At 57.6% G+C, this 21,912-nt stretch carries 13 protein-coding genes and 1 pseudogene; 5 read left to right on the top strand and 9 right to left on the bottom strand.

Annotation, left to right across the window (positions count from 1 at the left end; all coding sequences use genetic code 11):
* The first annotated feature begins 20 nt into the window (after nucleotides 1–20).
* The gene (locus tag ACFQZG_RS08050; protein ID WP_378151182.1) at nucleotides 21–1,151 is read left to right on the top strand and encodes a glycosyltransferase WbsX family protein; all 1,131 of its coding nucleotides are present in this window, start codon (nucleotides 21–23) and stop codon (nucleotides 1,149–1,151) included.
* A gap of 242 nt (nucleotides 1,152–1,393) precedes the next feature.
* On the opposite strand, the gene ACFQZG_RS08045 is transcribed toward ACFQZG_RS08050, so the two are convergent.
* Together ACFQZG_RS08045 and ACFQZG_RS08040 are read right to left on the bottom strand one after the other, a co-directional pair.
* A complete protein-coding gene (locus tag ACFQZG_RS08045; protein ID WP_378151180.1) occupies nucleotides 1,394–3,016 on the bottom strand; it encodes a response regulator in 1,623 nt (540 codons plus the stop codon).
* Nucleotides 3,017–3,020: 4 nt separating this feature from the next.
* Nucleotides 3,021–4,862 (bottom strand): cache domain-containing sensor histidine kinase, encoded by a 1,842-nt coding sequence (locus ACFQZG_RS08040; RefSeq protein WP_378151178.1) that lies wholly within the window; start codon nucleotides 4,860–4,862, stop codon nucleotides 3,021–3,023.
* Between the two features lie 204 nt (nucleotides 4,863–5,066).
* On the opposite strand from ACFQZG_RS08040, the gene ACFQZG_RS08035 reads away from it, so the two are divergent.
* The 3 genes from ACFQZG_RS08035 to ACFQZG_RS08025 all read left to right on the top strand — a co-directional run bounded on the left by ACFQZG_RS08035 (nucleotide 5,067) and on the right by ACFQZG_RS08025 (nucleotide 8,227).
* Complete coding sequence (locus ACFQZG_RS08035) at nucleotides 5,067–6,425, top strand: ABC transporter substrate-binding protein (RefSeq protein WP_378151176.1); 1,359 nt, start codon at nucleotides 5,067–5,069, stop codon at nucleotides 6,423–6,425.
* A gap of 81 nt (nucleotides 6,426–6,506) precedes the next feature.
* Entirely contained in the window at nucleotides 6,507–7,397 is an 891-nt protein-coding gene (locus tag ACFQZG_RS08030; RefSeq protein WP_378151174.1) for a carbohydrate ABC transporter permease, read from the top strand.
* On the top strand, nucleotides 7,397–8,227 hold the full coding sequence (locus ACFQZG_RS08025; protein WP_378151172.1) for a carbohydrate ABC transporter permease: 831 nt from the start codon (nucleotides 7,397–7,399) through the stop codon (nucleotides 8,225–8,227). The genes ACFQZG_RS08030 and ACFQZG_RS08025 overlap by 1 nt, the downstream gene beginning before the upstream one ends.
* 466 nt (nucleotides 8,228–8,693) lie before the next feature.
* On the opposite strand, the gene ACFQZG_RS08020 is transcribed toward ACFQZG_RS08025, so the two are convergent.
* The 6 genes from ACFQZG_RS08020 to ACFQZG_RS07995 all read right to left on the bottom strand — a co-directional run bounded on the left by ACFQZG_RS08020 (nucleotide 8,694) and on the right by ACFQZG_RS07995 (nucleotide 16,406).
* Nucleotides 8,694–9,377, bottom strand: a complete 684-nt coding sequence (locus ACFQZG_RS08020; protein ID WP_378151170.1) for a TerC family protein — start codon at nucleotides 9,375–9,377, stop codon at nucleotides 8,694–8,696.
* 167 nt (nucleotides 9,378–9,544) lie between these two features.
* Nucleotides 9,545–11,503, bottom strand: a complete 1,959-nt coding sequence (locus ACFQZG_RS08015; RefSeq protein ID WP_378151168.1) for a glycoside hydrolase family 127 protein — start codon at nucleotides 11,501–11,503, stop codon at nucleotides 9,545–9,547.
* Between the two features lie 53 nt (nucleotides 11,504–11,556).
* The gene (locus ACFQZG_RS08010) at nucleotides 11,557–12,429 is read right to left on the bottom strand and encodes a carbohydrate ABC transporter permease (RefSeq protein WP_378151166.1); all 873 of its coding nucleotides are present in this window, start codon (nucleotides 12,427–12,429) and stop codon (nucleotides 11,557–11,559) included.
* A complete protein-coding gene (locus tag ACFQZG_RS08005) occupies nucleotides 12,426–13,349 on the bottom strand; it encodes a carbohydrate ABC transporter permease (protein ID WP_378151164.1) in 924 nt (307 codons plus the stop codon). Before ACFQZG_RS08005 ends, ACFQZG_RS08010 begins: the two co-directional genes overlap by 4 nt.
* Nucleotides 13,350–13,422: 73 nt before the next feature.
* Nucleotides 13,423–14,844 (bottom strand): ABC transporter substrate-binding protein, encoded by a 1,422-nt coding sequence (locus ACFQZG_RS08000; protein WP_378151162.1) that lies wholly within the window; start codon nucleotides 14,842–14,844, stop codon nucleotides 13,423–13,425.
* A 509-nt stretch (nucleotides 14,845–15,353) separates the two neighbouring features.
* Nucleotides 15,354–16,406: a LacI family DNA-binding transcriptional regulator gene (locus ACFQZG_RS07995; protein WP_378151160.1), complete on the bottom strand. Its 1,053-nt coding sequence runs from the start codon at nucleotides 16,404–16,406 to the stop codon at nucleotides 15,354–15,356.
* Nucleotides 16,407–16,620: 214 nt separating this feature from the next.
* On the opposite strand from ACFQZG_RS07995, the gene ACFQZG_RS07990 reads away from it, so the two are divergent.
* Entirely contained in the window at nucleotides 16,621–17,511 is an 891-nt protein-coding gene (locus ACFQZG_RS07990; RefSeq protein WP_378151158.1) for a helix-turn-helix transcriptional regulator, read from the top strand.
* Nucleotides 17,512–17,998: 487 nt separating this feature from the next.
* Here ACFQZG_RS07990 and ACFQZG_RS07985 read toward each other — a convergent pair.
* A pseudogene (locus ACFQZG_RS07985) lies at nucleotides 17,999–21,631 on the bottom strand (DUF5695 domain-containing protein); the annotation flags it as partial.
* Between the last annotated feature and the right edge of the window lie 281 nt (nucleotides 21,632–21,912).

Raw genomic sequence — 21,912 nt, 5'->3', positions numbered from 1 at the left:
GAACGAAGGAGGAGATTCCGATGACGAACAGAACCGAAGTCGCGGTCTATTATTTTCCGAACTATCATATCGACGAGACGAACGAGCGCAGGCACGGCAAGGGCTGGAACGAATGGGCGCTCATGAAAGCCGCGACTCCGCGGTTCCCGGGCCACGATCAGCCGAAGGTGCCGCTCTGGGGATTCGAGGACGAAGCCGACCCGAAGGCCATGGCGCGCAAAATCGACGCGGCCGCGGACCACGGCGTCGACTGCTTCATCTTCGACTGGTATTGGTACGATAACGGGCCGTTCCTGCACGGAGCGCTGGAGCGCGGATTCCTGCGGGCTTCCAACAACGACAGGCTGAAGTTCTCGCTCATGTGGGCGAACCACGATTGGATCGAGATCATGCCCGCGACTCGGCACAAGCCGCTTCCGCTCGTCGCGGAAGGGACGGTCGTCGAGCGGCAATTCGTCGAGGCGACGGACTATATGATCGAGAAGTACTTCGGGCATCCGTCGTATTGGAGGGTGAACGGCGGTCTCTACTTCTCGGTGTACGAGCTGATGAATCTCGTCAAAGGCTTGGGCGGCGACTTGTCCGAGGTGCGGCGCATTCTGGACGAGTTCCGCGCGCGCGTCCGCAAGGCCGGCTTAGGGGAGCTGCATCTCAACGCGGTCGTCTGGGGCATCGCCAACTTGCCGGGCGAGGAGAAGATCGAGGACGTCAACGGGTTCCTGGACGCGCTGGGCTTCGACAGCATCACGTCGTACGTCTGGATCCATCACGACGCCATTCCGAACTTCCCGGCGAGCGACTACGCGGAATACCGGGATCTGGCGCTACGCAACTTCGCGACGTTCACGTCGGAATACAAGCTGCCGTACTTCCCGAACGTCTCGATGGGATGGGACGCAAGCCCGCGCACGGTCCAATCGGACGTACTCGACGATATCGGCTATCCGCATACGCCGATTCTGGTCGACAACACGCCGGCGGCGTTCCGAGAGGCTCTCGTCTACGCGAAGACGTTCATCGAGGCGAATACGAGTCCGCGCATTCTGACGATCAATTCGTGGAACGAATGGACGGAAGGCAGCTACTTGGAGCCGGATACGAAGAACGGGTACGGGTATTTGGAAGCGATTCGGGACGTGTTCAAGGGTTGATCGGTTAAAATCAAACATGGGGTTCTCCCAAAGTCGTCTGAGACGATCAAGGGATAACCCCTACTTTATTATCGATGGAAGTTTTGCAGGACATGTATCTCCCTACGCTGCTGTTACGGCCGTGAAATCTGAATGGTAACCCCGTAACAAGGGGATTTCACGACCGTAAGAAGCAGACGCTTCGCTCTTCGGGAGATACATGTCCTTCTTTTATCATCGGTTAATACTAAGTGACACAGATCTCACAACTGCCGGTACTCGCTCGGCGTGTATCCCGTCATCTTCTTGAACACCTTGTAGAAGTACTTCTCGTCCTGGAAACCGACCATGCCCGCGACCTGGTTCGCCTTGTAGACGCCTTCCTTCAGCAGCGCGCGGGCGACGTTCATCCGATGGTCGAGCAGGAAGGCGTGGAAGTTCTCCCCGGTCTCTTCCTTGAACAGCGTGCTGAAGTAGGACGGGCTCAAGTTGACGTGCTGAGCGACGGAATCGAGCGTGACGTCGCTGGCGAAATGCGCGCGGATATACTGCTTGGCCTTCTCCATGAGCGCGCCGTTCGCGCTTCCGCCCTTCGGTTTGCCCGCCGCCTCCGCCATCGCGTCGAAGCACGCGTCGAGCTTGCCCGAGAACCATTCGGACACCTGCGCCAAGCTGTCGCAGGCGTTGACTTCCCTCGTGAGCAGGAACTCCTCGCCCAGCACTTCCTCGGGCTGCAGTCCGAGCTGCCTCAGATGCTTGAACAGAATCAGAATCAACTGAAAGTTGAGGCGCGTGAACGAAGACGCGTCTTCTCCCGCCGCCGGCCCCCGATACGGCTCGAGCAGCGCGTCGACCGCTTCCCGCGCCAGCTGCCGGTCCTTCCGCTCGAAGGCGCTCAGCAGCGCCTGCTCCGTCCGCAGCGGAACGGCGCCGGCGGCCGTTCCGTTCTCCGGACCGCGCGCCTCCGCGGCGTACACTTGATTGCCGCCGCGGATCAGGCGCTGGAGAATCGCCCTCTGCGAAGCTTCGTACGAGCGCTTGAGCTGGTGCAGCTCCCGGATGCCGACGCCGATGCCGACCGTCACCGTCCGCTTCGCGTATCGCTCTACCAAGACGCGCAGCGCTTCGCCGATCCGTCTCAGCCCGGCCGTTCCGTCCTTCCCGTCTTCGTCGTAGTTGAGCACGAAGCCGATTCCGTCGTCGGTGTCGAACGGACAATTCGCGACGCCTTGCGAAGCGAGCGACTCCGCCGCGATGTTCTCGACGGAGAACTTGATCAACTCGCGCTCCCGTAGACTGAGCTCGTGCGCCAGCTTCGTGTAGTTGTCGATGCTCAGGCACAAGACGTTGCTGACGGCATGCGGCAGACCGATGTCGAGCTCTTGGAACTTGCGGCGCACGTAGGCTTCGCCGAACGAGTCGTCCCGCGTCAGCGAACGGATCAGTTGCTTGCGCATCGATTGAATGCCTTGATGGGCGATCGCCTCCATCTTGGACAGCGATTCCTGGCGCTGCTCCCGGTCGCGAAGCGACTGGCGGACGGCGTTCACGGCGGCGAGCAATTCCGCTTCCTTGATCGGCTTCAGCAAGTAATCGATCGCGCCCAACTGCACGGCCTGCTTCGCGTAGGAGAACAGATCGTAGCCGCTGATGAACGCGAACGAAGCCTCGATGCCGAGCTTTCTCGCCTCGGCCATCAACGTCAAACCGTCCATGCCCGGCATGCGGATATCGGCGACGACGAGCTGGTAGTCGCCCTCTTTGAGCGCTTCCAGTCCTTCGATGCCGTCCCGCGCCTCCGCGACCGAGCCGACGTCCATCCTGCGAAGCTGCATGGCGACGGACTCCCGTACCAGCGTCTCGTCGTCGATGACCAATACGTTCATAAGATCAATCCTTCAGCCGATAAGGCAATGTGAGTTTGACGATCGTATGCGAGCCGAGCTTGCTGGACAGCTCGACGCCGTAAGCCGGGCCGAAGAAGTAACGGATGCGCGCGTGCACGTTCGACATGCCGATGCGTTCCCCGCCTCCTTGCGTCTCTTGGTCGAACCGGGTGTCCGCCAAGCTCCGATTGATCCTCTCCAGCTTCTCCGGTTCGATGCCGAGGCCGTTATCGTAGACGTAGATCAGGCAACAATCCTCGAACGCCTGCGCCGTGACGCGGATTTCCCCTTTGTCCCGCTTCAGCTCCAGTCCGTGGTAGATCGCGTTCTCGATGAACGGCTGCAGCGTCAAGCGGAGAATCGGCGCCTCCAGCAACCTTTCGTCGATATCGTAATGGACGGAGAACCGGTCGGAGAACCGGATCTGCTGCAGGTACAAGTAGCTCTGGACATACTCCAGCTCCTTGTAGAACGGGACGATGAAATCTCCTTTGCCCAGATTGTAACGGAACATATCGGACAAGTGCTGGACCATGATCGAAGCGTTGACGGAGTCGCCGTTGTCGCTGACGGCCTTGATCGAGGATAGCGTGTTGTACAGAAAATGCGGATTGATCTGGTTCTGCAGCGCCTTCAGCTCCGACTCGTTGCGCAGGATCGTCAGCTCGTACTTGCTGTTGATCAGGTCCTTCAAGTCGGCGACCATCTTGTTGAACGTATCTCCGATCATGCCGAGCTCGTCTTCCCGGTTGATCTGAATCCGCGTGGAGAAGTCCCCTCGCTGGAACGATCGGAACGAGCCCATCAGCTTCTTCAGCGGTTTCGTGATCATCTGGGAGAAGAAGAGCGACATGACCAGCGCGATGACCATGAGCACGATCGAGAGCAGCAGCGTCGTCTGCTTCAAGTACGCGCTCTTCTCCTTCAGCGCGGCGACGGGCAGCACGGAGACGACCTTCCACCCGTAGTCCGGCGAGATCCGGTACGTGACGATCGACTGCTTGCCTTCCAGCTTATCGTTGAACGAACCGGACGCGGCGGTCATGCCGCCCAGACGAGAGGTTAGCCGCCCGATCAACCCGTCGGATTCCGGCCGGTTGGCGTAGATAAGCGTACCGTCCTTCCCGAGCACGAGTACGGTCTCGTCCTCGTCTGTCTCGGCGTTCGCGAACAGTTGCTTAATGCGGCCCATGTTCTGATCGATAACGAGCACGCCTTTCGGCTCGTTCCCTTGCGACGTAATGTCGAGCACGGAACGCGACACGGAGATGACGGGCTCGCTCTCTTCGCCGGTCACGTTCAGATAAGCGTTAATATGAGGCTCGCGGAAGAGCGGCACGCCCCGATTGGCGAGCGTCTCCTCGAACCAAGCTTCGTTCTCCACGGTGTATAGGTTCAGGGAACCGATGCCTCTCTTATTGGAGAAGAACTTCACTTCGCCCTTCAGCGAGAACAAGGCGATCGAATCGAACCGGTCGTTGCTCTGCAATAACGTCTCCAGAAAGTCGGACAAGCGGTTATAATGTTCCATGTAAGTCAGGTTGATCTCGTCCGTCTCGGTCGTAAGAACCTGCAACACGTCCTGCAGATTCGGATAGACATAGGTAGACTGGCGGATCAGATAGCTGATATTCTCGTCCAGGTTGCGCGAGATCTGGTCGATGATCCGGGATTTGTAGCGCACGAAGTCGTTCTCGACGATGCCCGAGGATATCCGGTAGGACACGAGTCCGAAGAACAGCACCGGCAACAGCGTCGAGACGACGAAGAACAGCAGCAGCTTATAGCGTATTTCTTGGCGGAACGGCTTCCGCACGGCGGACAGCAGTTGCTTCGGCTTGCCCAATCGGTCGTCCCCTTCCCGTCTGCCATTCGCTTTGTCCTCATTCTATATGCATTTCGGGAGCGGGACAACGATAGAAACGACGATCCGCGAAAGTTCGTAACCGTTTCCACCTTTTCGCAACGTTATCCTCCTATCCGCATTCCGGAGACGATTGTATATTGAGACAAGAACCTGCATCGACACTTCTCACGGGGGGAATATCGAATGAAATTCAAGAGGGGCACAACCATGTCCGCGCTGCTCGCGGGGGCGCTGACGGTCGGCTTGACGGCTTGCGGAGGCAACGATAACGATTCGGGAGCGAGCGCTTCGCCCGCGGCATCGCCGAGCGCGAGCCAAGCGGCGACGGAGAGCGCAAGCAGCGACGAGCAAGTGACGCTGAAGTACGTGTCCTGGATGTCCAAGGGAGAAGACAAACCGATTCTAGAAGCGTTCATGAAGAAGTATCCGAACATCAAGGTCGAAGATACCGTCCTCGACGGACAGAAGTACGACCAGCTGCTCAAGACGAAGTTCCTGTCCAACGACGGACCGGACGTCTACCTGTTCATGAAATCCGCGCAATACGCTTCCTACGTCAAGGAAGGCTGGCTGATGGACGTCTCGGGAGAGGCGGGCACGGCGGCGCTGAAGCAATCGAAGGAATTGACGGACTACTACACGATCGACGGCAAAATCTACGGCTCCATGGTGAACGGCGGCGGCGAGCTGTGGCCGATCTACTACAACAAGAAGTACTTCGAGAAGCTCGGCCTGACGCCGCCGACGACGCCGGAAGAGTTCTACGCCCTCTCGGCGAAGATCAAGGCGGACGGCAAAGAGCCCGTCGTCTTCGGAGGCAAGGACGGCTGGCCGTTCCGCATCATGTTCGACCCTTACCGCAACGCGGAGAACTTCGGCAACACGCCGTTGTATAACGAAGCGCTGTACAACGGCGAAGTAAAGCCGTCCGACCTATATAAGAACACGTTCGCGGAATTCGGCAAGTGGGTACAGGAAGGCATCGTCGCCAAGCCGAGCTTGACGCTCACCTACGACCAGAGCGTGCAATACTTCGTTGACGGCAACGCGGCCATGATTCCGCAAGGCCCGTGGCTGACCGGTCTGGATCCGATCAAGAACGCCAACAAAGACGAATTCGAGCTTGGCGCTTTCGTGTATCCTTACGCGCCGGTTAACGGCAAGCTGCACTTGCTCGGCGCCGCCGACCGTTCGATCGGCGTCAACGCGCAAACGAAGCACGCCGACGCGGCGAAGAAGCTGTACAACTTCTTCCTCGAGCAAGAGAACCTGACGCCTTATCTCGAGAGCCAAGGTTTGACAACGCTGCTGCCTGGCGTCGCCGTGAAGGTGGATCCCGTACTGGAGCCGCTCATGGCGCTCGCGGCCGACGCGTCCAAAGTCCAATACCACTTCTCCGCGGGTGCCGTTACGTTCCCGCCGGCATGGGACAGCATCACATGGGCGAGCTATCAGAACATGCTGGCCGGCCAATCCGTCGATTCCGAGCTCGCCCGCGTCGACGCGGAGTTCGCGAAGCTGAAGGATCAAGCGATCAAGTAATGCAGGAACAAGAGAAGGACAGACGGCGACCGCGTGTCTGTCCTTCTTCCACCTCATCGAACGGCAGGGAGTGCTGCACGAATGAACATGCCTCTATTGAAACGCAAAGAATGGATGTACGCGACGATCTCCGTCATCCCCGCCCTGCTGCTGTTTCTCGTATTCGTCTACTATCCGCTCGTCAAGACGTTCGTCTACGCGCTGACGGATTGGAACGGCTATAGCAAATCGTACAATTGGGTCGGCTTCGACAACTTCAAGAAGGTGTTCTCGGAGGCGGAGAACCGCAAAGTATTTTTCAATACGATTTACTTCGCCGTCTTCAGCATTATGCTCGGTACCGTGATCCAACTGACGCTTGCCGTCATCTGCCATCAGAAATTCAAGGGCAACAAGCTCGTCGTGACGCTCATCTATATTCCAGCCGTCATCAGCCCGATTATCGTGGGTCTCACTTGGAGCTCGCTGCTGCAATATACCGGCCTCGTGAACCATTATCTCGAAGCTTGGGGGCTCGAAGCCTTGAGCCGGGATTGGCTCGGAGACCCGAGCGTCGTCAAGAACTCTCTCGTCTTCGTTAACCTCTGGCAATATACGGGCATGGGGATGATCATCTTCCTGTCCGGCATGAATAGCATTCCGAAGGAAATCCACGAAGCCGCGGAGATGGACGGCGCGGTCCGCTTCCGCAAGTTCCGCTCCGTCACGTTCCCGCTCCTGATGCCGTTCGTCACGATGAATCTGATGATCGGCATCACGGGCGGACTCAAGGTATTCGAGTTGCCGTTCATCATGACGAACGGCGGTCCGGCGAACGCATCCAAGTCGGTCGTCATGTCCATCTACGACAACGCGTTCCAATATCAACGGTTCGGCGTCGCCAGCGCGATCGGCATCGTGTTCTTCCTGTTCATCGCCGTCGTTACGCTCGTTCAGCTTCGATTGACGAACAAGAGGGAGGTCGAGTACTAATGGCCCTTCGAACCGATCGGGCGATGAAGACGCTCGGCCTCGCGTTGGTGTTCGTCGTCGTCCTGTTCATCGGCGCTCCCGTGCTCTACGTGTTCGTATCCAGCCTGAAGACGACCGCCGAGATCAATCGCGTCGTGCTCGTGCCCGAGCAACTGTATTGGACGAATTACGTCAACGTGTTCAAGAGCAAGGAAGTCGTTCACGGCTTATGGAATTCCGCCTTCATCACCGTCGTCTCGATGGCCATCGCCGTGGCGGTCACGTCGCTGGCGAGCTACTCCATCGGGCGCCGCTCGGAGAAGCTGTTCGGCGGATTATACTTGCTGTTCCTGAGCGCGATGATGATTCCCGTCGGCTCCAGCCTCGTGTCGCTGTACGCGATCATCAAGAGCCTCGGACTCACGAACTCCGCCTACGGCCTCATCCTGATCTACGCGGCCCAAGCGATTCCGATGGGCGTCCTGCTCTACAGCGGCTTCGTGAAGACGATTCCGCGCGAGCTGGACGAAGCGGCGACGATCGACGGCTGCGGGTATTACCGCAGGTTCATGGCGATGATCTTCCCGCTTATGAAGCCGGTCTCGATCACGTTCGCCGTCATCTCGTCGATCGGCATCTGGAACGACTTCCTCATGCCGCTCCTGTTCATCACGTCCGAGAGCAAGCGCACGCTGCCGCTCGCGATCTACTCGTTCACAAGCTCGCACGCGTCCGACCTCGGCGGCATCTTCGCGATGCTGAACGTGGCGCTCATCCCACCGATCCTGTTCTTCGCCACGATGCGCAAGTACTTCTTCGAAGGACTGACGGCCGGCGCGGTTAAGGGATAGCTATCTTTTATCGATGTAAGTCTTTGAGGATATGTATCTCCTTACGCTGCCGTTACGATTGTGAAATCTGAATAGTAACCCCGTTATAAGGGGATTTCACAACCGTAAGAAGCAGGCGCTTCGCTCTTCAGGAGATACATATCCTCTTTATTCATCGAATAAATCAAAAAGGAACTGTCCCAAAAGGAGATTCGCTCGCATTGAGAACAGCTGTGCAGCTGTCTACCGGCGATCACTTGAATCATTTATCGATAAGAAAAGAGGGCATGTATCTCCTGTAGGAGCGGAGCGTTGGCCTTTGCAGTCGTGAATTTACCTCGTTACGAGGTTACCCATTCAAAAATTCACGATGGCAACAGACACCGGAAGGAGATACATGCCCGCCAAAATCTAAATCGATAACAAATAGTATTAAGGGGCAGCCCTCAGTCATCTAAATGACTTTTGGTACAGCCCCTTTTACCGTTTAATGTCCTTCGAGCAGGTTTCTTTTGCGGTTCTTCTTCATTCTCGCGATGCCGAGCAGCAAGATCCCCGCGGTGAACACGATCGGGACGATGTAATGAAGCGCCGACATCCACGGATGGAACCAGCGATCGATCATCTCGTCCTTGATCATCATCTCGGCTGCCGTATAAGCCAGCAATCCGGCGCCCAGCAAGACGATGATCGGGAATCGCTTCATTAGATTCGTCAGCAGTTGGCTGCACCAGATGATGAGCGGTATGCTGACGGCAAGACCGATGCCGATCAGCGACCAATCTCCGTCCGCTACGCCCGCGACCGCGACGACGTTATCCAAGCTCATGACGAGGTCGGCGATGACGATCGTCCGGATCGCTTGTCCGACGGACAGCCCGTCCTTCTCGGCGCCCTCTTCCTCTTCGCCCATGAGCAGATTGATCGCGATGTATAGCAGCAATAGACCGCCGATCGCTTCCACCATCGGGATTTCGAGCAGATAGACCGCTACGAACGTTAATATCAACCGCAGGAACACGGCTCCGAACGTCCCCCAGAATATCGCCCGCTTCTGTTGCTCCGGCTTCAACCTGCGGCAAGCCATCGCGATGACGACCGCATTGTCTCCGCTCAGAACGATGTTGACCAAGATGATCTCGACAAGTCCAAGCAACCATTCCGTTCCCACGTTATCTTCTCCGCTTCGTTCTCCGTATGCGTTCTCCTTCATCATACACCATTTCGGAGCGGATTACCCGGCCGGCACCCGGTCGAACGCGCGAAGAGAGGCCGCCTCGGGGCTCTTCGCCCTCGAGTGCAGCCTCCCTCTTGCTTCCTATCTCTTGCCCGTAACCGCTATAGACTGCGCACCCAGACGGCCATCTCGCCTTGGCCGCGGTTCGCCCAAGCGTAATACGGAATGAACCGAAGACTCGCGGGCTCGACTTCGTACGATACGTCCGGCTCGTACAGTCTGCCTTCCTTGACGGTGCGCTTCATCCGCACGCCTTCCGCCGTCACGGTTCCGATGCCGCCGAGCAGCCCGGCTTCGAAGCCGTCGTCGAGCTTCCCGTCCTTAAGCAGCACGACCTCGTGCAGATCCGCGCCGTTGTCCGCTTCCTCCAGGCAATACACGAGCGGCCCGCGCTGAATGGCCGTCTTGCCGGCGACCTGGCGAATGAGCGGGTGGCCGTACATGCGCTTCGTCGCCATATTCAGGACGAGCTCGACCGCGTCGCCGTCGCTCCAGCGTCTTGCGATCGTCGCGTAGCCGTCGACGAGTTCGATCTCTTCGTCGCCGGCGATCGCTCCGTTTACGCGGATCACGTAGTCGTCGCACCAATCCGGAACGCGCAGCGCCAAGGAGAACTCGGACGGCCGAGCCGCCGACACGCGGAACCGGATGTCGCCCGTCCACGGATATCGCGTCTCCTGTTCGACGGTGACGGGACCGTCCGTCGTCTCCCATTCAATCCGGCTTCCGATGTAGAGATGCGTATACAGCGTATTCCCTTGCGCGGAATAGATGTACTTGCCCAGCGAGCCGAGCAGCCTCGCCAGATTCGGCGGACAGCAGGCGCAGCCGAACCAGCCTTGCCGCTCCGGCTTCACGTGGTCGTAGATCGCGTTCTTGCCGTGAGCCTTCGGATAGACCTCGAGCGGATTCACGTAGAAGAAGTGCCGGCCGTCCTTGGACATGCCGCTTAAGACGGTGTTATACAGCGCGCGCTCCATCACGTCCGCATATTCGCTCTTCGCCTCCAGCTGCAGCATCCGGTGGGCGAAGAAAATCAAGCCGATCGACGCGCAAGTCTCCGCGTAGACGGTATCGTTCGGAAGATCGTAATCGAAGGTGAACGCTTCTCCGTGCTCCATCGATCCGATACCGCCCGTAATGTACATCCGTCTGTCGACGATGTTCCGCCACAATCTGCGGCTTGCCTCGAGCATGCCGTCGTCGCCGGTCTCCTTCGCGATATCCGCCATTCCCGCGCACATGTAGACGACTCTCACCGCATGGCCTTCGGCCGTATCCTGCTCGCGAACCGGCAAGTGCGATTGGCTGTACGCCAGCTTATGCGCGATATCGAGATGTTTGAAGTGAATTTGACCTCCGCGCTCCTCGAGCTGCTGCTCGTAGAAGTTCGGCTTCGCGCCGCGCTGGTCCAAGAAGAAGCGGCTAAGCTTCAAATACTTGTCGTTGCCCGTCGCCTTGTACAGCTTGACGAGCGCCAGCTCTACCTCTTGGTGCCCGTCGTAGCCCTGCATCTTCTCCGGCTCCGGACCGAACACGGAGTCGATGTAATCCGCGTACCGGCACATGACGTCGAGCAGCTTCCGCTTGCCCGTGCCTTCGTAATAGGCCACGGCGGCTTCCATGAGATGGCCCGCGCAATAGAGCTCGTGGCACTCGGCCAAGTTCGTCCATCGCCCGTTCGGCTCTTTCAAGGTGAAGTACGTATTCAGGTATCCGTCGATCCGCTGCGCTTTGGCCAACGTATCGATCATTTCGTCCGCGACCCGCTCCAGCTCCGGATCCGGCTTGGAAGCGAGCAAGTAGCCGACCGCTTCCAGCCATTTGCCGACGTCGCTGTCCTGGAACACCATGCCGTAATATTCTCCCTGCTCTTCTCCCGCCGCGATCTTGAAGTTGCGGACGGCGCTGCTCGGTTCCGCTTCCGGAATCCGGTCGTTCAGCGCTTCCCATTGATAGGGAACGACGACGTCCCGCACGAGATCGACGTATTCCAACCAGAAACGGTCGCTAATCAGCACCCGACTTAAAGACGGTATCTGCGTAGATGGTATACTCACAGTCGGTCCTCCCCGCTTGACTACACTAAGTTATTTTTCTATTTCGTTCAGGCCTAGCTCTTGATGCCGGTCATCGTGATTCCTTCGACGAAGTACTTCTGGCCGATCAGGTAGAAGATGACGCCGGGGGCGAAGGACAGGCACGTGGCCGCCATCGTCAACGACCAGTCCGACTTCAATTGACCTCTGAAGTTGGTAAGCCCCAACGCGATCGTGTATTTGTCGCTCGAATTGATGTAAATCATCTGCTGGAGCAAATCGTTCCATAGGCCGATGAAGATGAACAATGCGACGACGATCATCGCGGGCTTAATAGCAGGCATAATGATGCTGAACAGGATTCGGAAGTATCCCGCCCCGTCGATCGTAGCCGCTTGGTCGAGCTCTCTCGGAATGGAGAGGATGAACTGACGGATCAGGAAGATGTTGAACGCCCCGCCGCCGCAGAAGTAAGGCAGGATCAACGGCAAGTAGCTGTCTTGGAGCCCCAAGCCGCGCGTCCAGCCGATGTACAGAGGAATGAGCGTTACCATGACGGGCAATAACATGGAACCGACGCATAGCGCCCAGATGAAGCTTTTGCCGCGGAACTTCAGCCTAGCGAAGGCATAACCGCATAAGGTGGCCGTGAACGTTCCCGCCAAGCAGGAAGGAACGATGATCACCATCGTGTTCCACAGGTATTGCCAGAACTTGAATACTTTCAGCGTTTTCTCGTAGTTGGAGAACAGCCAATTTTCCGGCAGCAGAGCCGGCGGGAATCTGTAGATCTCGGCGTTCGTCATGAGGGACGTACGGAAGATCCACCAGATCGGGAATAGCACGAGAACGGCGAAGAACAGGACGACCAGAATCGAGATCAGGTTCGCCATTTGCTCGCTGCGCCGCTTGCTCTTAAGTCTGCGGCCGTATGCGATTTCGCTCATCTTTCGTCGCCTCCTTCGGAGAAGATCCATTTGTTCGACGTCTTGAACAGCACGGTCGTGAAGACGGCGAGGATGGCGAAGATGATGAAGGTCGTCGCGCAGGCATAGCCCAGCCTGTAATTGACGAACGCCTGATCGTACATCAGATAGGTCATGAACCTCGAAGAGTTGCCCGGGCCGCCGTTGGTCAGAGCGAGCGCCGGCGTAATGACTTGGAGATTCGCGATCAGACTCATCAGCAGATTGTAGAAGATGATCGGCGTCATGCACGGCAGCGTAATATGCTTGAACCGTTGCCATCCGTTCGCGCCGTCCATCTCCGCCGCTTCATGGTAGGAGACCGGAACGTTCTGAAGACCGGCCAAGAAGATGACGATCAAGTTCCCGGACAGCCAGACCGCGATCAGCGACAGCGACGGTACGACGTAGCTGGAATCCGCGATGAACAGGATTTTGTTCAATCCGATCTCGGAGAGCACATAGTTGAAGAATCCGAAATTCGCCTCGTACAGCCAAGACCACCCTACGTATATGGCAACTGCCGGCAGAACGAACGGCACGTAAAATACGGCTCTGAAAAATCCTCTCGCAGGGATTTTGCGGTTAAGCAACAACGCGATGAACAGCGAATAGATCATGCTTCCGGCTACGGATAAGAACGCAAAATAGAGCGTTGCGATAATCGAATCTTTCAAATAGGGGTCTTCGGTAAATAGATTGATATAGTTGTCTAAGCCGATGAATTCGGGGTTGGCCAACCCCGTCCAGTTCGTCAGGCTGATGCCGAGCACCCCGACGAGAGGGGCGTATGTCAGGAAGAACAGCCCGAGAAAGGCCGGTATCAAGCAGATGTAAGCTACGCGTTGCTCGCTCGCATGAATGCGGGAACGGCGTTTCAGCGGTTTATTGAAGGTTTCCATATCTCGCTCCCCCACCTCATGTTTGAAGGATGACCGCCGCATGCGACGCCCGGGCGGTCATCCTTCCTATCCTTTATTTCGCGCCTTTATTGGCCGCTTTCAATGCATCGAGATTTTTCGTGATCGCTTCTTTGGCGGTCGTCTTGCCGGTCCACACGTCGCCTAGCACCGAGCCGAGCAGCGTATTGAATTCCGTCGTGTTGTTCGTGAAGAACCAGGAAGCCGGTCTTGCCGCGGAAGATCCCGCGTAATCGACGACAGCGGACTTGTATTCTTCGTACGGAGGGAAGTTCGGATTCTCGACCCACTTGCGGGTGAACGTTTCGTCCGTATACCACTTCTCCAGTACCGGCATCCAAATGCCCGAGCTGATGAGTCCCCAGTTGTTCTCTTCGGAGGTGTACCACTTCAGCCATTCCATCGCTTCTTCCGGATGCTTGGTCTGGGAGAAGACGACGTTGGCGCCGCCGGTATTGAGCGTTACTTTCTCTTTCATGTAAGGCAGGACGGCTACGCCGTACTTCAAGCCGGCTTCCTTCGCCGTATTCAAGCTCGTGCCGATGTTCCACTGGCCGTTGGTGGCCATGGCGACCGTGCCGGCGATGATCGTGCGTTGGATGCCGTCGTCCGTCTGTCCGACGGACAATGGAGCAACGTGATCCTTCAAGTAGAGGTCCGCGATCTTCTGAATGCCTTCGATACTCGCGTCTTCGCCGATTCTTACCTCTGTTCCGTCTTCGTTATAGAAGCCGCCGCCGTTGCCGACAGCCCATGTTTCCAGCTGCCACGGCAAGTTCTCGACCGATGCGCCGAATTGAACGATGCTCTGCGAATCGAAGCCGTCTTCGCCCGGATGCTTGCCGTTCTTGTCGTTCGTGAGCTTCTTGGCCGTCGCGACGAATTCGTCCCATGTCCACGCTTGGTCGAGCACCGACGGCGGGTAAGCCACGCCCGCTTTGTCGAACATGTCTTTGTTGTAGTAGAGAAGAAGGATTTCATTGGCGGCCGCGTAAGCGACCGGTTTGCCTTGATATTTGTAAGCCAGGCTATCCAGCGGCTTGCTGTCGCTTCCTTCGTACATGGCGCTTACGTCGTTCAGCATGCCTTGGGAGGACCATTGAATGACGCCGTCTTCCCGCATCATTCCCGTATCCGGCAGCTGCTTCGCCGTTGCAAGCGTATTCAACTTGGTCATGTAGTTCTCCCATGGGATTGCCATGACCTCGACTTCGATTCTGTCTTGAGATGCGTTGAATTTGTCCGCTACCGCTTGGGTCGCGTTCCCTTCTTCGGCGCTTCCCCACATCGAATACGTGATCTTTACTTTCTCGGTATTGGCCGGCTTCGTCTCTGCCGCCTTCGTTTCCGCCGGCTTCGACGATTCCGCCGATGGAGACGCATTCGTCTCGTTGTTGCCGTTGTTTCCGCAACCGATAACGCCGATCGTCATTGCGGTCGCGAGAAGACCTACCCCAAGTCTTTTTCCTGCTTTCATTGCCCCGCTCTCCCTTCGTGATTTGAATCCTTTTTATATGTCTAACCGTTCGACCGACGAGATTGCCCATGCCTGGTTGCCGAGCCGAACGTTCAACACCGTTGCCTAGGTCCGATACTTCGCGTCGTCGCCGTTGCGGCATGATCGGCGCGAATATTCGAGTGGATCGGAATTTGTCTAAACGTTTATCTTCAGGAGATAAAAGGAACGGATTCTTGGGGAGTCTTGCCTAGGGGTCGGTGTTCCTTTGATCAAGGGGAAGCGGTTACATCGATTCGATAAGCTGGTTTAGAGCGGAAATTCATTTTTGTATTCGTGCGTTTTTTCAAAATCTAAACGTTTAATTTTGCTACAACTTTGTTATAACACAGCTTTCCGTTTCTATGCAAGCGCTTATTTTTCTTTTTTTTGGTCGGAAAGCAAAGGAAAACCCATCCTTCGGCCGCAACGGCGACATCCGGATGGGTTTACTGGCGCTTTGCCGCCGTCGCACGGCGATTGCCGTCGATTCAGCTTGTCGCGGCGCCGCTCGGCGGAGCGACCGACTCCCTCTCCAGCAGCACGCATAACGGTCCTTGCACCGAATCGGCTTCTTCCCCGTTAACGATTCGCATAAGCGATTTCATGGACGAATAGCCCATCTCGTGAAGCGGCAAATCCATCGTCGTCAAACTTGGCTGCAAGTAGTCGCTGAATTCCCGATTGTCGAAGCCGACGATCGACAGCCGTTCGGGGACGTTGACGCCCTTCTCCCGAGCCGCGCGAAGCGTTCCGACCGCCATGACGTCGTTCATGACGAGCACGGCCGTCGGAGGTTCGGGCAATTCCAGCAGCTCCTTGCTAACGCGAAGTCCCGACTCCAACCCCCAGTCGCCGACCTTGATGTATTGAGGCTCGAAAGGCAATTCGAGCTCCATGATCGCCTTGTAATAACCGTTGAACCGCAATCGCGAAGGCGTCGAATCCATGAGCCCCGTGATAACCGCGATACGGCGATGGCCCATGCGATGCAGATAATGAACGGAATCGTATGCGGCTTGCTCGTCGTTATACTGGATGGACAGGTCGTTCTGCGTATAGCAATACGTATAGACGATCGGTTTGCCTTGGGTATTGATGAGACCGGTCACGTCGCGCGGGTGGATGCCGACGTAGATGATTCCCTCGACTTGCTTGGCCATCAGGTCGGATACGGCGTTCGCCGCGTACTTGCGATACGCGTCCACGTTCGAGTAGTTATGGCCGACCCGCTTATGCAGACGCAGGTTCGTCAATACGATGTGCAGGTCGTGTCGGTCCGCGTAATCGTTGATGCCGTCGATGATCTCGGGCACGTTGAATACGGTCACGTCCTCCGCGATGACGCCGATCGTGTTCGTCCGTTTGCTCTTGAGGCTTTTGGCGATGTCGTTCGGCTTATAATTCAGCTCTTCGATGACCTGAAGCACTCTCTCCTTCGTCTTCAGGCGCACGTTGCGAGTGCCGTTCAATACGTAAGAGACGGTGGCGATTGACACGTTCGCTTTAGCCGCGATCTCTTTAATGCCTACCTTTTCCGCCACAGCCAACGTCACCTCCGTTGATACGTTTAGATAGAATATTGATTTTGTTATATCATTCGCATGCGATTATAGCAAGAGAATGCCGCAATGTTCGTCGAATACGGCATTTAATCGATCTAATCGTTTAGCTTGCCAAAGATCGAGGGCGTATAGTTTAATCTTCTTAAGACGGATTGCCGTCGATAATCTCGATTGCCGAGAGGAGCGAATCCGCTTGCGATATTGGAACGCCGACGTGAAGCAGCCGGTGGAATTTCTGTCCGCCGGGCAGTTCGTCTCCGCCGCTCCCTGGACGCATTCCCGGCGCGAGCTCGACAGCTACGAGATTATCATCGGCGTCAGAGGGACGCTTCATATGCGGCAAGGGGAAGAGCGCTACGCCGTGGGTCCGGGCTGCGTTCTGCTTCTGTTGCCGGGAGAGACGCACGCCGGCTGCGACCCTAGCGAAGGCGAGCTCTCGTTCTATTGGCTGCATTATCTATGCCATGGCCCGAACCGGATTTCAGGAGAAGAACGTTCCGCGATCGTCCGGCGGCAAAGGCAATCCAACGAATACATCGCCTCCAAGCACGAAGATATCTACTTGCCCGTCTTCTTCCGCAGCGGCCGTCTCGATCGCATCGAGATCTTGTTCGGCCAACTGCAGCATCTCGCCAATTCGAAGCTTCACCATCCCTATGCCCTGCACTACGTCGCGACCTCGTTGATCCTTGAACTCGCCGAGCAAGCCGAAGCCGGCATGACGGCGGAAGCCGCATCCGCCATGGACCCTCTCGTCTCGGACATCGTCGAATGGATCCGCGTCCATGCGTCGGAACCGCTCGCCGCCTCGGGAATCGCCGATCGATTCGGCTACAACCGGGACTACCTGTCGCGATTGTTCAAGCGGGCGATGGGGATGAGCCTGCAGGAATACATCGTCGCGCAGAAGCTGTCCCGGGCGAAATCCCTGCTCTCCGGATCCAACCGGACCGTCAAGCAGATCGCGCACGCGGTCGGCATTCCTGACGAGAAATACTTCATCCGCTTGTTCCGCAAATACGAGCGCCTCACTCCTACCGGTTACCGTAACGCCTACTACCGCAAGCATTTGAACATTCAATAAACCGCCTCCGCGAGGAGGCGGCTTATCGCGTTGCCGCTAGGCGGCCTTCTTAGCTGCCGTATACCTTCCAAGACTCGATTCCGGTAGACGTCGTGGACTTCGCCGTCACGTTCAGACGCAGCTGCGTCGTAGAGACCGGCGTGAACGTCGTCGTATTGTACTGGTTCGCCAGCAAGCCGAGACCGGACGGGCTTGCTACGTTCGTCCATGCGCTGCCGTTCCAGTACTGGATCGTATAAGAGGCAGGGAGATCGATGCCTCCGTTATCGTCGAACCAATACACGTCTACGGAAGAGATCGTGCGCGCCGAGCTCCACGTGTATTGCACCCATTGCGTCGTGTTCGGGTTGTTCCAGTTGCCGTACACCGGATGGCCGCGGTCGTTCGAGCTCGTCGGCGTGTAACCGTCGTTCAAGCCCGTCAAGCTCTCCCAAGACGAGACGTACGATGTCGTCGCGGTCGCTTGCGGCGCGATGTCGGAAGACGGCGTTACGCCGCCCGCCAACGCGCTGATCTCCGAAGCGCTGAGCGCTCTGCTGTAAATGCGGAAGTCGTCGATCTGGCCGTTGAAGTACGGATCGCCGCTGAATGCCGACCGGCCGATCCAGTTCTGCGTCGTGTTGCCGAGACTCGAAGGCGTCAGCGTCATGCTCGTATTCGTGCCGACCTGCACGCCGTCCACGTACAATCTGCCCGTCGAGCCGGAAATCGTGACCGCGACGTGCTTCCATACGCCAGTCGGGAACGCGGTCGTCGAGTTGATCTGCTGCTCCGATCCGTTGCCGCTGCTGGTGATCGCGAAGCGAAGACCCGCGCCGCCCGGTTGCGGCGACAGGAACATATAGTTCGAAGTGCCCGTGCCGATATCGAAGATGCGCGTCCAGTTGCTAAGGCTCGTCGCCTTCACCCACGTGGCGATCGTCACGCTCGTCGCTCCGTTGGCGATGCCGCTCGGCATGCTGACGTAGCCGTTCGTGCCGTTCAACGTGACGGCATTGCCGGATTGACCCGCGGCGAACGAAGCCCCGCCGTTCAAGGTGCCCGTCTTGCCGTTGCCGGACGTATCCGCGGCCGAGGTGCCGCTCGATTCGCTGAATTGGTAACGAACGAGTTGGTCGGCGAGAGGCGCGTTCACCGTAATCGTTACCGTATCCGTTGCCGACAGCGCGGAATCGCTGGCGGACAGCAGGAACACGTACGTACCCGGTACCGTCACGGTCGCCGTGGTGTTCAGCGAGCTTGCGCTCGCGATCGAAGCCGTTCCCGGACCGCTTTGCAGGCTCCAAGCCGTCGTTACGGAACTGCCGCTAGGCAAGCCGTCGTCGCTAGCCGTGCCGGAGAGCGTAATCGAGGCAGGCAGCGCGATGGTCGCGTTGGAGCCCGCGTCGACGACCGGCGGGCTATTCACCGCCGCGCCTTGCTGCAGCTTGATATCGTAGGAAGCCGCCGTGCCGATGCTGAGGTTGACCGTCGTCGTGCCGGTCGCCGTCGCGGTGACCGAACCGACGACCGCGTTGTTGACGAGCACTTGGTACGTGCCCGCGGCAAGTCCCTTGAACGTCACCCTCGTCGTATGCGCCTTGCCTACGGTCGTGTTCTGAAGCGTGAAGTTGACGTAGTTCTTCGTCTTGGAGACCGTTGCCGCCGTATACTTGTCGCGCTCCATCGTCATGTTCAGCTTCTGCGTGATCAAGTTCAGCTTCTGATTGACGCCGTCTTTCGGCACGATGCTATAGTTGCCGCCGCTGTCGGTTACGTCGCAGCCGTAGCAGTACAGGCCGAAGATCGGGTCGATCGCGACGTCGGAGCTCAAGATCCGGATCGCGCCGAACAGGCCGAGGTCCGCTTCGCCGGACATGCCGCGCCAGCCGTTCTGCAGCGCGCCTCCGCCGACGCCGAGCGCCGGATAGTTGCCCTTCTCCGCTTGATACGTCCAAGCGACGGCGCCGATGTCCGCCGGATCCGAGCTGATCTGTCCGGAATTGATCGCGCTCACGTTGGCGATCTTCGCGGCGTAGGTCATCCGCTGCTCGACTTCCGGATTCGTCGAATAGTTGCGAACCCAATCGTCCATCGCGTAGCCGATAAGCGATACGGAGTATTGGAAGTTCCACCAGTTCTCGCCCGTGATCGTGACCGGGTCCGCATAGTAGTACCATACGGGCATGTGGCCGCGGGTCGCGCGCGTCTTGGCGTTGATCTTGCTCATCATCGTCGTGTTGTTGTTCATCTTGGCGAGCATATAGACCGCTTCCTCGCCGGTGTTGTCGTAGTTGTACTCCGAACCGTACGGGTACGTCGTGTTCGAGAAGTTGTTGTACTTCGTCGCCATCTTCGCGATGACGTCGTTCGCTTGGGACGTCATTCCTTCGTCCTGCAGCGCCTTGATCAGCTCCGGCGTCGTCTGCTCGCCCATCAAGCCGGTGTTCCAGTTGTAAGCGACCGGTCCGTCGTACAGCGCCTTGAAGATGTTGTACGCGCGGGACAGGTACGTCTGCCTCGTGTTCTGGTACGTGATAAGATCCGGGTACAGCTTCGCGATCTTATACATGCTGAAGTACGTGTTGTAAATGTGCGGATACGCGTACCCGCGGTACGTCGGCGTCGTGTTCGGCGGCGGCATCAGGAAGTCGTAGATCAGATAGTCGGTATGGTTCGTCGCCATCAGGTTCGTCCAGATCGCCGTGTGCAAGTACTGGTCGACGGCCGTGACTTCGGACGCGACCGGCGTCTGCACGTTCTTCTCCGCCAGGAACTGGCCGTGCGTGTAACCCCAGTCGTCGCCCCATCCCCAATAGCCGTTGAAGACGTTGCGCTTGCTGTTGCTCTGCATCATCCAGTCGTCGAATACTTTGTCGCGGATGTCGCCCGGCACGTTCCACTGCGTGCTGTTGACCATGAACGTGGAATGCCGCTGCAGGGCGTCGGCGATCGGCTCGATCGCGTAGAACTGAAGCACCGTCTTCTCCCCGCTGCCGTAGTTGACCGTGATGAGGTTCGGTCCGAGATGGCTCATCGTCAGCGAATACAGCTTGTGGTCGGTGCCCGTGGTGCCGAGGGACGTGATCGTCGTCTCGGAAGGATATTGCGCCGTGATCGAGGTGATCATCTTCGACGTATGCAGGTCGAACTTCGCCGTCTGGTTCGTCGGCACGATCATGCCGGGAATCGCCGTCACGTCGACCATGCCTTCGCTGTACAGACGGTCCTTCACCGCGTTCTCGTTCGCTACCTTGAAGAACTTGAACGCGTACGTCTTGCTCGCGCCCGGCGCGAGCGTCAGGCTCGTGTTCGGCAAATAGCCGCGGTTCGTGCTCTTGATGACGTTGGAGTGGATGTAGAACACGTTAAGCCCTTCCGACCAACCGCCTTGTTCGCCGGCCCACTTGCTGCCCGGATGCTCCTCGATTCTCCAGCGGTCCTGGTACTCGAAGCCCGCTCCGGTCGAAGCGTCCGGCACCATGAGCAGGTAAGAACCGATACCGCTCGGTCTGCCGGCCGTAATATAGGAGCCGTTGTTGCCGACGAAGGAGTGCGTCACGACTCTCGTCTCGTAGATTTGCTCGTTGCCGCCGCCGGACCAGTATTCGTTGAACGGCAACGGCAGCCCGACGTCTCCGAATTCGATCGTCTGCGTGCTCGTGTTCGTCAATTGGATTTGCCACAGGAAATAATCGTTCACGAGGGAGTAGGTATTGACGAGCTTGAAGTTCTTGACTCCGTTCGCGTTCGTCGAGTTCTGGTACGTGATCGTCGCGGTCGTCCCGCTCTGGCTCTGCGTCCGTCCGTCCGCGGAGCTCTGCGTCAGCGCGGTTTGCCAAGTGCCCGTGCCCAGACGGTACTTGAACATCAGCTCGCCGAGCCATTGATGGTCGGACGTGTTCTGCTGCGGCGCGTTCGTGGCGTTCATGACGTAGTTGGTCGAGTAGCTATCCCCGACGAGCTTCAGCGAAGTAATCTCCCCGTGCGTCCCGGTCTGCACGTCGAACGTGCCGTTCGTGAGCGTGTACGCGGATGCCGATCTCGGGAACAGCGCGATGCATAGCAACGCCGCTCCCAGGAAGGCGCATAACCATAACGCGCGCTTCGGGATTTGTATTGCCGTCAGTCTTGGAATCATTAATAATGCCTCCTTATTCGTTCGTATTCGTCCCTTTCTTCTCTAACCGATACGTCTCCGGCTTCTCGTCAGCTTCCATCCATCACCTCCTTTATCGCTTACTCCGCAGGTCTGTTAAGAATCCGGAGTCAACAAATAAACCGCTTACATTTCCATAAATTCGAAATGAAGGACGGAACGATCGCTCGAATCATGTAATCTAAACGTTTATCTCATTAAACGTCGAAAATGGCGATGTGTGTTGACGCAATCGCTCTCGGCGATAGCAAAGGCATCTGTTG

The sequence above is a fragment of the Cohnella sp. GCM10027633 genome, from assembly GCF_042675445.1.
GTDB lineage: Bacteria > Bacillota > Bacilli > Paenibacillales > Paenibacillaceae > Cohnella.
The sequence above is the reverse complement of the archived record's forward strand: the minus strand, read 5'-3'. Positions and strand labels throughout refer to the sequence as shown.